Origin of the sequence: Shewanella indica, assembly GCF_002836975.1 — a bacterium.
GTDB classification, from domain to species: domain Bacteria; phylum Pseudomonadota; class Gammaproteobacteria; order Enterobacterales; family Shewanellaceae; genus Shewanella; species Shewanella indica.
On sequence record NZ_NIJK01000047.1, the window covers coordinates 130,812 to 144,285 of the forward strand.

Consider the following 13,474-nt stretch of genomic DNA (forward strand, 5'->3'; position numbering starts at 1 on the left):
CCAGGGAACACAGTAGGTTCAATTGAGTTTCTTGAGGATATCGCCCAGCAGTTGGTGGGTCATTTTGGCGTCTCTGTCACTTAAGCGAGAGAGGCTTTCATTCAACCACAGGCTTAACTTGGCATCATCGGCGGCACCGACCCTCTCCAGCAAAGTGGCGGCCTTTTGTTTGAGGGCACTGAGTTGCGGCAACGGCGATTGAGCATCTTTCAGCCCCAGGCGGCCATCGGCACAGGTCAAAGCCTGACCCAGAGCGTAGGAGTAGACCATCACGGCTTGCGCCAGATTGAGGGAAGGGTATTCGGTGGCCAGTGGTACGTAGCTGAGTAAGTCACAAATCGCCAAGTCGGCGTTACTCAGGCCACTGGCCTCACAGCCAAAGACGATGGCGGCGCGTTGCACCTGTTCCTGCTGGGTACTCAGTTGCTCGCCGAGTTCTGCCGGGCTTAAATAGTGTCTTGGGCTACCACGTTCTCTTGCTGTGGTGGCCACCATAAGCTCAAATTCTTCTCTGAGCTCCTCCAGGCTGGCCACTTCACGGATGTTGGTTAGTATGTCCTCGGCGCCGCAGGCGACCCAGGCCGCTTCCTCTTCCAAATGAGCTTGCGAATTCACCACGATGAGTTCACTGAACCCTTGGGTCTTGATGGCGCGGGCTGCGGCGCCAACATTGGCGGCGCGAGCAGGGGAGACGAGTACAAAGCTGAGTTTCATCCGAAAAAAGGCTCTAAAGGAAAACTGCAGCGATTATAAGGTTCTGCAATCGAGAATAAAGCAAAAAAGCTGCAACCGGCCGGGAAAAGGTCTATTGCAGCTTTATTGGTTCAGTCAGAGTGGGTAAGTCGCCGTGTTACTTGGAATAGTTGAACACAGTGTCGGCGCGCCACACCCGGTAGCGCAGCTCGGCATTTTCAGGCAGATAGATAACCATAGGCAACTTGCTGTTATATCTCAGCTTGTATTCACCCGGAATGCGAACAAACTCCTGATGCTTGGCCTTATCGAAACAGGCCATCATGGTCGAGCGCCCCGGGCCAATTTCATCCAGCTCCCAATAGGTGTAACCCCAACCTTTGAGATCCATCTGCTTCAGCTCGCCCATCAGACCATGCTTGTTGCAGTCAACCATCTGGGTTTGGCCCACCTGAATTTCAATCATGTAGTCATCTTCGTTTTCCAATTGGGGCAGAGTCAGTATGTGTTGCACCATGCCTTCTTTGGGGGCGGGGAACATCTTGCTGCTATCCTGTGGCTGATAGTTGTCGGCATCAAATTGGTTTGCGGTAATCATGTTCTGGTTGTATCCCTGTGGATGCGGCGGGCTGACTGCCAAAACCTGGGCAGATAACAAAGCGGAAGCGATAAGTGCCAGTTTCAGTTTACCGGATTTAAGCATAGGTTTTCTCCTTATGGGCCCGCTATGGGCGGAAATCAACTATTGGATTGGCGCTGTGTATGATTGCGCTTCTGTAGTGTTAAACGGCCAACTTCTGAGAAAGGGTTATTTATTTTCAAAAAATCATAAATAATTTTGTATTGCCATACAAATCAAAATAGTACCTGTTATGTATCTGTTTTAGGTTCAGGTAATTGAGAGTTAAAACGCCCGCCAGGCTCAGCCTGGCGGGCGTTGTCAGTTTAGGGCGGTTCGTTTGAACGCTGCGGATTATTTAAATGCCGACTTCACCACCATCGACTTTACGCAGCACCACGGTCGCTGCCCTTGGGCGAATGCTGGTGCCTATGGGTGTTTCCTCGGCGGCATTGGCAGAGACCGGCCAATTCCCCGGGTGCTGGATATTGGCAAATACCGAAGTGTAGTCCGGCGAGATGGCAAAGCCTGTGACTTCACAACCGTTGGGGCCGACGAAGAAGCGCTTCAGCTCGGTTTGATTATCGGCGGTAACAGTCAAAGGCTTGCCGTCGCCATCGACCATCTTGGATGGCACTATTGCCAGCATCTGGTCATTGGTGTGCTCAGTCACCTCTTTGGCGCCGTTATCTGTCTGGATCCACAGAATACCGCGGGCATCGAACGCCAGGCCGTCCGGACTGGCCAGTTGGTTAAGCTCAGTCAGGCCGGAGAGGTTGGTTGCGTCGTCACCGTCGGCCGGAGAACCGAACAGGAAGATATCCCAGCTAAACTCGGTATCACTGGCACCTTCATCCCAACGGATGATATGGCCAAAGTTGTTTTTCAGCCTTGGGTTGGCGGCATTGGCTTCAGTCCGCTTGGAGTTGTTGGTCAGGGTCAGATAGACACTGCCGGTGAAAGGATCCACCACACACCACTCGGGTCTGTCCATTGGCGTTGCGCCAACTAAATCGGCGGCACCGGCGGTGTTGATGATGATATCGGCCTGGCTGGCAAATGTATCGGCCAGGGTCTTGCCGTCCTTTGTCATGGCATCCAGGGTCAGCGGCAACCATTCACCTACGCCTCCTTCGGTAAACTTGGCCACATACAGGGTACCTTCATCCATGTACTTGGCACCGGTTGCCAGGCGGTTGCTGCTGTCGGCATCCTTGGGGTCCCAGAGCGCCGCTGAAACAAACTTGTACATATATTCAAAGCGCGAGTCATGGCCTGAGTAGAATACCAGTGGTTTACCTTCGGCCAGCTTGCCAAAAGCGCAGCCTTCATGACGGAAACGCCCCAGCGCGGTTCGTTTAACTGCGCGGGAATTAGGGTTGTAAGGGTCGACTTCGACGATATATCCATAGCCGTTGTCTTCATTGCGATAGTCGTATATGGCATCACTGGCCTTGGGAGTGACATCGAAACGGGCAAATTCGTCCAGGCGCTCTTCGGCATCACCGGCCAGATCGGCCCAGCCATAACGGGTAGATTTTTTGCTGACACCGATACGGCGTTGTGCTGAGGTCATTTCTCCCTTATTGACGAAGTAGCCGGGCCAGTTCTCTTCACAGGTGAGGTAAGTTCCCCAAGGGGTATAACCGTTACCACAGTTGTTCAAGGTGCCGCGGGTCTGGCTGCCATCGGGCGAGAAGGCGGTTACGACTTTGTCTGTGTAGGCTACCGGGCCGCTGAGATCCATGGTGGAAGCACCGGTGAAGCGGCGATTATGCTTGTCATCCTTGACTACTTCCCAGTTGCCGCCGTTAAGTTTGATACGCACCACTGTCATGCCGTGAGCATTGATCTCTTTGCGGACTTCATCGACCAAGGTTCTCAAACCGGTATTGGCATCCACAGTTGGACCGTTGGGGTGCAGGGCATCTGGCTCAATATATTCATGGTTGATACACAAGAGGCCATCGGTTCCGGCTTCATTGAGTGGGAAGAAATGCATACCGTCGTGGTTTTGCCCCACGGAGTTGGCCTGATCCTGGGCGGTATTACTGCCATCAGCCTGCCATTCGGCGGCTTTACTATTCAGCGGAGTCCCCCAGGGAGCCAGAACCTGAGCCTGGTAACCTTGTGGAATAACCACAGCATCAAGGCGAGAACCGGCAACTGACTCAAATCCTAATGTCACGCTGGATTGACTGGGTGGAACCTGAGTAGGGGGCACAGGATCCGGTGTGCCAGAGGTGTTATTGTTATCTGAACCGCAACCGGCGAGGCCGAAGCCGCCAAATGCAGTCAAGGCACTGACGCCCAAGCCACTTTTTACAAAATTGCGCCGGGAAAGGTGCTTATCCAACACCTGGGCAAAAGGTTCGTTCTGACTCTTGTTATAACGCGTCGGATCGAAAGTCGCCTTGCTCATAAGATTTCACTCCGTGATCTTCTATTTCATTATAGGAATTGCAAATGCGACGCAAAGACTAATGACGGCATATGACAGCCAGATAACTGAAAGGTGACACAAATAAGACATAGCCCCCATTTTGGGGATTAAATTGTTAGTTCTCTGGTTGTATTTGTGAGTTTTTCAGTCTCAAGGCTTGAAATTGTGAAAGGAAAGGGGGATGCTTTGCTCATCAAATAGTTTGAATGTCAAAATATAAGAGTGGCTTACTATGAGTTCAGAGTTTCACACCACCACGCGCTGGCAGCATAAGCATGACTTTACCCACCATAATGAGCAGGGAGAGAAGAGTACCAAGTGGGTGCTCTTGCTGACTGTGGTTACCATGGTGGCCGAGATTGTTGCCGGTACCATATATGGCTCTATGGCGCTGCTGGCTGATGGTTGGCATATGGGAACTCATGCTGCGGCATTCATGCTGACACTGTTTGCTTATTCTTACGCCAGGAAACATGCCAACAACCCCAGATTTGCTTTCGGTACAGGTAAAGTCAGTGTGCTCGGCGGTTTTACCAGTGCTATAGCTCTGGGGTTAGTGGCATTGTTAATGCTGATAGAGTCCGGCTCCAGACTCCTGTATCCGGAAGATATTCATTTTGACCAGGCGATTTTGGTGGCCATCATAGGTTTAACTGTCAATATCGTCAGTGTGTTTTTGCTCAAGGATCACCACGGTCATGATCATGGCCACAGCCACAGTCATGGGCATAACCATGGACATACTCACGCCCATAACCACGACCATGGGGATTGCCACGGCCACAAAGATCATAATCTGCGCGCAGCCTATTTCCATGTATTAGCCGATGCCTTGACCTCCTTGTTGGCAATTGGCGCGCTGTTGGCCGGTAAATATTTTGGATTGAATTGGCTCGATCCCGTGATGGGAATTGTCGGAGCTGTTATCATCAGCCGCTGGGCTTGGGGACTTATCAGTCAGACCAGTCCCGTGTTGCTCGATGCAGGTGTTGAAGCCGAGTTCAGTCGCAAGTTGGTGGAACGGATAGAAGCCGAAAAAGATCACAAGGTAACCGATATCCATGTGTGGCCGGTCAGTGCCGATCATCACGCAGCTATGATCTCTTTGGTGAGCCATGCTCCCCACAGTACCGACTATTATCATGAGTTGCTGGCGGACTTTAACCGCATAGATCATTTAACCATTGAAGTTAATCAGTGTGCTGACTGCAATAAGGCGGCAACGCCGAGAGCCAATGAGCGTGAGCAAGTGAGCCACACGGAGGCAGGACATCACCACCATCATCATTGAGGTGCAAAAATAGATGAAACAGCAACAGCGGCAGGATTCGCTGCAACAGTCAATCAACCACGCCATTATAGAGTTTTATGAGCGTCTATCCTCCTGGGAGCAGAGCGTAGTCAGAGACCAAGGCGCTTCATTGGCGCAGATCCACACAGTGGAGATCCTGGGCGCTCACGGCCCTATGAAGATGAAGGAACTGGCGGAAAAGCTCGGTATTACCACAGGCACCTTGACCGTGCAGGTTGAACGTTTGGTCAAGGCGGGCCTGGCCGAGCGTCAATCATTGGAAAATGACAGACGCGCCATTCAGGTATCTTTAACCGAAAAAGGCGAGCTGATGTTTAAGGAGCATGATGCCTTGCATCTGCAATTAACCCGTGAGATGACAGCGAAATTCAGTGACGCCGAGCTGGAGCAACTGCTTGGGTTCTTCAAGCGGCTCAACAGCGAATTTTAATTGCGACTGTTTACCCTGATATAAAACCACAAAGCGCCTTTTCTGGGCGCTTTCTTTTTCTAGAATATTAATAATCGCCGAACACTCATCAAGCTTGCACAACTTACAATTGCGGGACATTTGCATGCAAAGCGGTTGTTGAGTTGTCAAACGACTCTTTTAATCTTTTATCTCGCCGTTTTAACTAAGGAAGGTGCATCGCGAACTTCCCCATTGGCATAGGGTCTGACAGCTTAATTCGGCCCCATGAGCGATGTAGGAACCGATAAGGGAACCTTAAGATAAAATTGTTATATTAACATTTAGTTAACCATAAGTTGAAATTGCTGGGCCTTGCATCAATTTTAACCGTCATTTAGGAATGAGTGTGTTGAATCCCATCTCCGTCAATCGCCTGACCTTTGTACTGGCACTGTTTTTTGTGGCCGTGTTCAATATGCCTTTTTTTACTATAGTCAAACAGGGGCTCGAGAACCAAGCGCATGTGGACCCTTTGTTTGTGGCGACCATTCCCATCTTCTTGATCTCAGCTTTGGGGATACTGTTTTCCCTGTTCAGTTTTAAATATATTCTCAAACCTTTCTTTATTGTGTTGCTGCTGTGTTCATCTGGGGTATTTTTTGCCGCGTTCAAATATGGCGTAGTATTCGATACCGGCATGATTGAAAACACTTTTCAAACCAACAGCGCAGAAGCTATGACTTATGTGAACTGGGCATCAATATTAAACCTGTTGTTGACCGGGGCTCTGCCTGCGCTGCTTTTGTATCGTATTCAGGTTGACTATAAGCCCATAGGCAAGGAACTGGCGTATAAGGCGCTATACATAGTAGCGAATGTGCTCATCATAGTGGTGATTGGCTTTTTCTATATGCAGAACTATCTGGCTTTTGGCCGCAATCATGATGAAATTAAACGTTACATAGTGCCGACTTATTTTGTCGGTTCGGCGGCCAAATACATCAATCAGCACTACCTGGAAAAGCCGCTCGAATATCAAAAATTGGGTACAGATGCCAAGCAGGTAAAATCAGCCGGTGCAACTAAACCCAGACTGATGGTACTGGTGGTCGGTGAAACCGCCAGGGCGCAAAATTATCAATACTATGGTTATGACAGGCCAACCAATGTCTACACCAAGGCGATTTCACCGCTGATCTTCGGCGATGTCAGCTCCTGTGGCACCGCCACGGCGGTGTCTTTGCCCTGTATGTTTTCCCGAATGAGCCGGGAAGATTATCACTCCCGAGTTGCCAAGGCTCAGGATACCGTTGTGGATGTGCTCAACTACGCCGGTGTGAAAGTGCAGTGGTTTGATAATGACAGTGGCTGCAAAGGCGTGTGTGACAGGGTGGAAAACAAGCTGATAGCGCTGAATGCCGATCCCAAGTTATGCGACGGTCAGTTTTGTCAGGATCAGGTACTGCTTGATGAACTCAAACAAGCCTTGTTGCAGCCGAACAATGGTCAGGATCGCTTGATAGTGTTGCATATCATCGGCAGTCACGGACCTACCTATTATCTGCGCTACCCCGAGCAATTTCGTCGCTTTACCCCGGATTGCCAGCGTAGTGACATTCAAAACTGCAGCCGCGAGCAGCTCACCAATACCTATGACAACACGATTCTGTATACCGACTATATCGTCTCTCAGGTGGTCGAGCAGCTAAAGGGCCGCAGTGGCGACTATGATACCGCCATGATGTATCTGTCTGATCACGGTGAATCCTTGGGGGAGAAGGGCATGTATCTACACGGCTCTCCCTATGCCATAGCGCCGAGTGAACAAACACGGGTGCCTTGGATGGCTTGGTTTTCCAATCAGTTCAAGCAACAACTTGGGCTGAATGATGACTGCCTGGCAAGGGAAGCTGCGGTGAAGCGTGTTTCCCACGACAACCTGTTCGATACACTGTTAGGGCTATTCGATGTCAGCAGCAAGGTGTACCTGCCTGAATTGGATTTAATCGCCCTGTGTCGTCGCTGAGACTGTCTGCTCAAATGATCAATAACCCGGCGTTGGCCGGGTTATTGGTTTTTAGGTGTTAAATAAGGGGAGTCTATGGCTCCTTGCCCGGCAGCTCCATGTGCATCTTGATCAGGTGTTCTTCCATATCAAAGGTGACAGTAAAGCCAAGACTCTTGGCGAGGCTGGCCATATTGCGGTTTTCAAACATGGTGAAGCCGGTTAACACCTGAGTGCCCGTGGTGCGGTAGTAGTTGATTAGCTTCTCCAGCAGCAACTTGCCTATGCCAATACCCTGATGAGAACTGCGAACTGCCATGGCAAATTCCGCCTCAGTGTTGTCCGGATCGATAGAGGCTCGCACTGCGCCCAAGGTTTCCTCTTCACCATTTTCATCTCTTATGGTGGCGATAAACGCCATTTCACGGGCGTAATCTATCTGGGTCAATACCGCCATCTCTTCGTGAGTCATACGCGAGCGTACTCCAAAATAGCGCTTGTATCTGTCTTCATCCGTAAGCGAGTTGTCAAAGTCCAGATGTTTGGGTTCATCTTCCGGTAGTATCGGCCGCAACATTACCTCAAGGCCATTACGCAGTTTGGCTTTTTCTTCCAGCTCTTTGGGGTAGGGTAAAATGGCCAGTCGGCCGGCATTATCCGTGACTTCCGGATTCAGACGCAGATTGACATCCAAGAGGGTAATTTTATCGCCCGCCGCCAATACAGGATTGAGATCCAAACTTTCGATTTCGGGGCAATCGATAATGAGCTGCGAGATTTGAGTCAACATCTGGCATAGGGCGCGCATATCCAAGCCTTGGGGCAAGTGGCGATCGCGGATCTTTTGGGTCTTGAGTGCCTGGATCACCATATAGCGCGCTAGCGCCATATTCAGTGGCGGCAAAGCGACTGCAGCATCCCGGGTGGGTTCCCATTCGGAGCCACCTTCACCGAGCATGATGGCTGGGCCAAATACAGGATCGCTTATTACCGCAACTCTGAGCTCTTGTGCGCCGGCGGTAAGCGCCATTTTTTGCACTATCATGCCCTCGACCGAAGCGGCTGGGTTAGCTGTGTGGACCCGCTCGACAATGGCTGCTGCGGCCTGATTGACCTCATTTGCCGATGTCAGATTCAGCATCACCCCGTGAACGTCTGATTTATGCAAAATATCCGGTGATTGCACTTTTAATGCCACAGGGTAGCCTGCCTTATCGGCAATAGCGACAGCCTCGGCGGCATCTTTGGCATACCAAGTATCTATAGTATCCAAGCCGTAGGCGTTGAGTATGTTGCGGGCATCATGGGTTTCCAGTACTCGTTTGCCTTTGGCAATGGCTTGCTGCAGCAAACTTCTGGCGGTAGCGCTATCCGTGGGAATTGAATCCGGTATCGATTGTGGTACTTCCTGCAGCAGTTTTTGGTTGCGGCGATACTCAACCATATGCATAAAGGCGCGCACGGCGCCCTCGGGTGTACGGTAAGTTGGGATCCCCGCCTTGGAAAAGTGCTTTCGAGCCCGGTAAGCGGCATCTTCCCCGCTCCAGTTGGTTAAGATGCTTACCCGATTACGTTTCGGGTGCTGTTTGACAGTTTCAATCAAGGCATCGGCTATGGTGACGCTTTCGCCAAGGGCCGAAGGGGAGTGCAGTACCAAGATGGCGTCCAGCTCATCGCTGTCCATTAATACCGACAGTGCCTGGCTGTAACGCTCGGCGCCGGCATCGCCTATAATGTCCACCGGGTTTTGCCCGGACCAGGTAGAGGGCAACATCTGAGAGAGTTTCTCCAGGGTGGCTTCGGACAATTGTGCCAACTTGCCACCTTTGAGTACCAGTTCATCCACCGCCAGCACGGCCGGGCCGCCACCGTTGGAAAGAATACACAGACGCTCACCATTGAGTGGGTTGAGGTGAGCTAGGCTCTCGAGTGCGGCAAACAATTCAACCAAGTCGGTGACCCGCAGCATACCGGCACGGCGAAAGGCGGCCTCGTAGACGGCGTCATTACCAGCTATACCTCCGGTGTGCAGTTTGGCTGCATTGCCACCCTCGGCGCTGCGACCTGATTTGATCACCAGTATAGGTTTATGGCGGGCTGCGGCTCTGGCTGCTGACAGGAAGTGACGCTTCTCATTGACCGAATCTATATAGAGCATGATGGCGCTGGTACGGGAATCGCGACCAAGAAAATCCAGCAATTCATCGAAGTCTATGTCAGTGGCATCGCCAAGCGAAATAAAGGAAGAGAAACCGATCCCTTTGTTGTTGGCCCAGTCGAGCACTGTAGTGCAGATGGCTGCTGATTGGGATACAAAAGCTATCTTGCCGGGCAGCGCGCCTGCATGGGCCAAACTGGCATTGAGGCCCAAAGGTGGCAACATCATTCCCAAACTGTTGGGACCGAGGAGCCGCATGCCGTAACGTCTGGCGTTACCTTGGGTTAGTTCAAGCAGGTTTTCGCCTTGGTCGTTTAATTCATCTGCCATGCCTGAAGCCATGATGATAGCCACTTTGCAGCCAAATTGGGCCAGAGTTTCCACTATTGCCGGCACGCTGGAGGCACGGGTACAGATGATGGCCAGATCAGGTTTGATCGGTAAAGATTCGATATTGGGGTAGGCCAGCACGCCCATCACTGCATGGTATTTGGGAGTGACCGGCATAATCGGCCCGGCAAAGCCGCCCGAAAGCAGGTTTTTCATTACTACATTGCCTGCTCGTTTGTCGCGATTGGATGCACCTATGACGGCGATGGAACCGGGTTTGAACAGCGTGTGCAGAGTACGTTGGCTCATGGATTTCCCTGTCGACAAAGGACTTTGGTCTATACCCCATGATTCCATGGCCTGAGCAAGTAAGCAATATGCAAAAAGTAGGGCTTGATTTACAAAAAATACCATTCAGTAGAGGTGCTTACTCTTTTTGCGTGAATGAAAAGGCAAGAGCAAGAGGAAACGCAAATTTGAATGGCGGGAAAGGGGAATTTCAGGCATAAAAAAACCTGCTTTAAGCAGGTTGATTTGGTACACCCGAGTGGACTCGAACCACCGACCCCTACCATGTCAAGGTAGTGCTCTAACCAGCTGAGCTACGGGTGTATTGCAAATTTTGGTACACCCGAGTGGACTCGAACCACCGACCCCTACCATGTCAAGGTAGTGCTCTAACCAGCTGAGCTACGGGTGTACTGTGTTTTTCAGGCTGTCGCCCTCGAACGAGCGCTATATTAAGGGCGAGCAGCCGCTAGTTGCAAGTAAAAAAACAGATTTTTTTATCGAGTGGCGAATTGCTGCGCAACTTGCCGGGGCTTTGATCGTATTTGGTTTAATTCGTCGCCTCATCTGAGATGACGTCAAACTGCTTGCCGCTTTTCTGTATATATCTCAAGCGAATGGCAAAGAGTATAGCCGCTACGGTTAAACCGGCGATAAGCCCAATCCAAAATCCGTGTGCCCCCATAGCGGGTACCAGAAAATCGGTATACGCCAATACATAACCCAGGGTCATACCTACTGCCCAATAGGCAAACAAGGTGATGAAAAAGGCGCTGCGGGTATCCTTGTAGCCGCGCAGGGCTCCGGCGGCAACCACCTGAACTGAATCGGATAGTTGATACAGGGCAGCCATCAGCATCAGGCTGCCTGCCAGAGTAACCACTTCGGGGTTGTCGTTATAGAGCAGGGCTATCTCATACCTGAATACCACAGTTGCCACCGCAGTGAGCATGGCCAGAGAGAAGGCAATGGATAATCCCACCTTGGTCACCAGTGCCGATACATCGCTCTGACCACGCCCAAGGTAATAACCGACCCGAATTGAAACGGCAATCCCAATGGAGAGTGGCAACATAAACACAATCGAGGAGAAGTTCAGTGCAATTTGGTGCCCGGCCACGACAGTGGCACCGAGAGGCGCCAATAAGAGGGCTATCACCGCAAAGAGGCTGACCTCAAAGAATAGCGCCATGGCAATAGGCATGCCCAGCTTGGTCATCTCAACAATGGTGTGTAAATGAGGCTTATGAAATGCCTTGAAAGGCGCCAGTTCGGCAAAGCGTTTATGCCACTGCATATAGATGGCCATGGCAAACAACATAGCCCAAAATACCAAAGCGGTAGCGACACCACAGCCGGCGCCGCCCATGGCGGGCATGCCGAAGTGACCATTGATAAAGATATAGTTGGCGGGGATATTCACCGCCAGACCGACAAAGCCGATGACCATGGTCGGCAGGGTATAGGAAATCCCTTCGCTGCAGCCCCTGAGTACTTGATAGAGCACAAAGGCCGGCGCGCCCCAGAGAATGCCGTCAAGATAACCTATGGTCAGGCGCTTGAGTTCGGGCTCCAGTTCCATCCAATCCAAAATATGTGGCGCAGATGCCAGAAACAGCATCACACCCAAGGCTCCTGTTATGGCAATATAGGCAGCCTGAAAGGCAAGTGGCTGAATCGCCTTTTGGTTATTTGCGCCATGATGATGGGCGAACATGGGAGTAAATGCCAGTAACAGGCCTTGAACGAACAGAATGGCCGGTAGCCAGAGACTGGTTCCGACAGCGACGGCTGCCATGTCGACAGCACTGACTCTGCCGGCCATCAGGGTATCAATAAACCCCATCATTGTCTGGGTAAGCTGTGCAATAAGCACAGGCAAAGCCAGTTGAACTAAGCGTTTGGCCTGAAAGCCGGTGTGATTCATGAAAGCAGCCCTAACAACTAAGCGAGTGAGAAAATGTTTACAGGTATTGTTCAAGCCAAGTGTGAAATCCTGGCGATCGAGAAAAAGCCGGGGTTAAATACCCTCGAAGTCGCTCTGCCTCCTGCCTTGCGCGAGGGATTGGAAATAGGAGCGAGTGTCGCCAATAACGGCGTTTGTCTGACGGTAACCCAGCTTGCTGATGATAGGGCGTTTTTCGACGTAATGGAAGAGACTCTGGCAGTGACTAATCTTGTCGGCCTTAAGGTGGGTGACAAGGTTAATATAGAGAGGTCACTCAAATTTGGCGCCGAGCTGGGGGGCCATATTCTCTCCGGCCACGTACATACCCAAGCACAGTTGGTGCAACTGGACGTCAGTGACAGCCATTACAATATGCAATTGGAAGTGGCTGAAGCCTGGTTGAAATACATCTTCTATAAAGGTTTTATCGGTATCAATGGTTGCAGTCTCACTATCGGCGAGGTCAAAGGGAACCGCTTTATGCTGCATCTTATTCCTGAGACTCTCAGATTGACCAATCTAGAGGATTATCGGGAAGGGGACTGGCTGAATATTGAAATCGACAGTCAGACTCAAACCATAGTCGATACAGTTGAGCGCGTACTGGCTCAGCGTAACCTGGATAATTGAGTTACTCTAGGTGAAGCGAGAAATAACTCAAATACAAAAAAGCCAGCAATGATGCTGGCTTTTACGAAGGAGGGCGCTCTAATTAAACGCGCTTCTTGAATTCACCGGTGCGGGTATCGATTTCGATCTTGTCGCCTTCTTTAACGAAGTCGGCAACCATCAGCTTCAGATCTGTACCTACGATAGAGGCTGGCTTCATTACCTTACCAGAGGTATCACCACGGGCGGCAGGTTCAGTGTAACCTACTTCGCGAATGATAGTAGTAGGCAGTTCTACAGAGATAGCTTTGCCTTCGTAGAAAGTGACCTGACAGATCTCTTCCATTCCATCAACTATGTAGTTAATGGCATCACCCATGTTTTCGGCTTCAACGTCATACTGGTTGAAGTCTGAGTCCATAAAGACATACATAGGATCAGCAAAGTAAGAGTAGGTGCATTCCAGACGCTCGAGCTGAATATCTTCCAGCTTGTCGTCAGCCTTGAATACAGTTTCAGTACCGGAACCTTGCAGCAGGTTCTTCAGCTTCATCTTTACCACAGCAGCGTTACGGCCGGATTTGTTGAACTCGGTCTTGAGTACAACCATAGGGTTGCCGTCAACCATGATAACGTTACCTGCGCGGACTTCCTGAGCAGTCTTCATTACGTATGTTC

At 50.8% G+C, this 13,474-nt stretch carries 10 protein-coding genes and 2 tRNA genes; 4 read left to right on the forward strand and 8 right to left on the reverse strand.

What is annotated here, in order from left to right; genetic code table 11:
• Positions 1-18: 18 nt before the first annotated feature.
• The 3 genes from CX650_RS16330 to CX650_RS16340 form a co-directional block, all read right to left on the reverse strand.
• A complete protein-coding gene (locus CX650_RS16330) occupies positions 19-714 on the reverse strand; it encodes a tRNA/rRNA methyltransferase (protein WP_101096431.1) in 696 nt (231 codons plus the stop codon).
• A 136-nt stretch (positions 715-850) separates the two neighbouring features.
• Positions 851-1,396: a serine protease inhibitor ecotin gene (gene eco / locus CX650_RS16335; RefSeq protein WP_101096432.1), complete on the reverse strand. Its 546-nt coding sequence runs from the start codon at positions 1,394-1,396 to the stop codon at positions 851-853.
• A gap of 274 nt (positions 1,397-1,670) precedes the next feature.
• Positions 1,671-3,734, reverse strand: a complete 2,064-nt coding sequence (locus tag CX650_RS16340) for a PhoX family protein (protein WP_101096433.1) — start codon at positions 3,732-3,734, stop codon at positions 1,671-1,673.
• A 253-nt stretch (positions 3,735-3,987) separates the two neighbouring features.
• Here CX650_RS16340 and dmeF point away from each other — a divergent pair, with 253 nt between their 5' ends.
• The 3 genes from dmeF (at position 3,988) to CX650_RS16355 (ending at position 7,484) form a co-directional block, all read left to right on the forward strand.
• Positions 3,988-5,046 (forward strand): CDF family Co(II)/Ni(II) efflux transporter DmeF, encoded by a 1,059-nt coding sequence (gene dmeF, locus CX650_RS16345; protein ID WP_101096434.1) that lies wholly within the window; start codon positions 3,988-3,990, stop codon positions 5,044-5,046.
• A gap of 13 nt (positions 5,047-5,059) precedes the next feature.
• Positions 5,060-5,497, forward strand: a complete 438-nt coding sequence (locus CX650_RS16350) for a MarR family winged helix-turn-helix transcriptional regulator (RefSeq protein WP_101096435.1) — start codon at positions 5,060-5,062, stop codon at positions 5,495-5,497.
• Between the two features lie 361 nt (positions 5,498-5,858).
• Positions 5,859-7,484 (forward strand): phosphoethanolamine transferase, encoded by a 1,626-nt coding sequence (locus tag CX650_RS16355; protein WP_101096436.1) that lies wholly within the window; start codon positions 5,859-5,861, stop codon positions 7,482-7,484.
• A 73-nt stretch (positions 7,485-7,557) separates the two neighbouring features.
• Here CX650_RS16355 and CX650_RS16360 read toward each other — a convergent pair whose 3' ends face one another.
• From CX650_RS16360 to CX650_RS16375, 4 genes are all read right to left on the reverse strand, one after another.
• Positions 7,558-10,260, reverse strand: coding sequence for a bifunctional acetate--CoA ligase family protein/GNAT family N-acetyltransferase (locus CX650_RS16360; protein WP_101096437.1), 2,703 nt, complete (start codon positions 10,258-10,260; stop codon positions 7,558-7,560).
• A gap of 226 nt (positions 10,261-10,486) precedes the next feature.
• Positions 10,487-10,563, reverse strand: a tRNA-Val gene (locus CX650_RS16365).
• A gap of 11 nt (positions 10,564-10,574) precedes the next feature.
• Positions 10,575-10,651: transfer RNA gene (locus CX650_RS16370), tRNA-Val, on the reverse strand.
• Between the two features lie 138 nt (positions 10,652-10,789).
• Complete coding sequence (locus CX650_RS16375; RefSeq protein WP_101096438.1) at positions 10,790-12,166, reverse strand: MATE family efflux transporter; 1,377 nt, start codon at positions 12,164-12,166, stop codon at positions 10,790-10,792.
• A gap of 33 nt (positions 12,167-12,199) precedes the next feature.
• Between CX650_RS16375 and CX650_RS16380 the strand changes: the two genes are divergently transcribed.
• Entirely contained in the window at positions 12,200-12,817 is a 618-nt protein-coding gene (locus tag CX650_RS16380) for a riboflavin synthase subunit alpha (RefSeq protein WP_101096439.1), read from the forward strand.
• An 82-nt stretch (positions 12,818-12,899) separates the two neighbouring features.
• Here CX650_RS16380 and efp read toward each other — a convergent pair whose 3' ends face one another.
• Positions 12,900-13,463, reverse strand: coding sequence for an elongation factor P (efp, locus tag CX650_RS16385; RefSeq protein WP_039033016.1), 564 nt, complete (start codon positions 13,461-13,463; stop codon positions 12,900-12,902).
• Positions 13,464-13,474 lie beyond the last annotated feature (11 nt).

Excerpts from the sequence above, each read along its gene's own strand:
- CX650_RS16330 (WP_101096431.1), bottom strand. The coding sequence starts at position 714 with ATGAAACTCAGCTTTGTACTCGTCTCCCCTGCTCGCGCCGCCAATGTT.
- eco (WP_101096432.1), bottom strand. The coding sequence starts at position 1,396 with ATGCTTAAATCCGGTAAACTGAAACTGGCACTTATCGCTTCCGCTTTG.
- CX650_RS16340 (WP_101096433.1), bottom strand. The coding sequence starts at position 3,734 with ATGAGCAAGGCGACTTTCGATCCGACGCGTTATAACAAGAGTCAGAAC.
- dmeF (WP_101096434.1), top strand. The coding sequence starts at position 3,988 with ATGAGTTCAGAGTTTCACACCACCACGCGCTGGCAGCATAAGCATGAC.
- CX650_RS16350 (WP_101096435.1), top strand. The coding sequence starts at position 5,060 with ATGAAACAGCAACAGCGGCAGGATTCGCTGCAACAGTCAATCAACCAC.
- CX650_RS16355 (WP_101096436.1), top strand. The coding sequence starts at position 5,859 with ATGAGTGTGTTGAATCCCATCTCCGTCAATCGCCTGACCTTTGTACTG.
- CX650_RS16360 (WP_101096437.1), bottom strand. The coding sequence starts at position 10,260 with ATGAGCCAACGTACTCTGCACACGCTGTTCAAACCCGGTTCCATCGCC.
- CX650_RS16375 (WP_101096438.1), bottom strand. The coding sequence starts at position 12,166 with ATGAATCACACCGGCTTTCAGGCCAAACGCTTAGTTCAACTGGCTTTG.
- CX650_RS16380 (WP_101096439.1), top strand. The coding sequence starts at position 12,200 with ATGTTTACAGGTATTGTTCAAGCCAAGTGTGAAATCCTGGCGATCGAG.
- efp (WP_039033016.1), bottom strand. The coding sequence starts at position 13,463 with ATGAAGACTGCTCAGGAAGTCCGCGCAGGTAACGTTATCATGGTTGAC.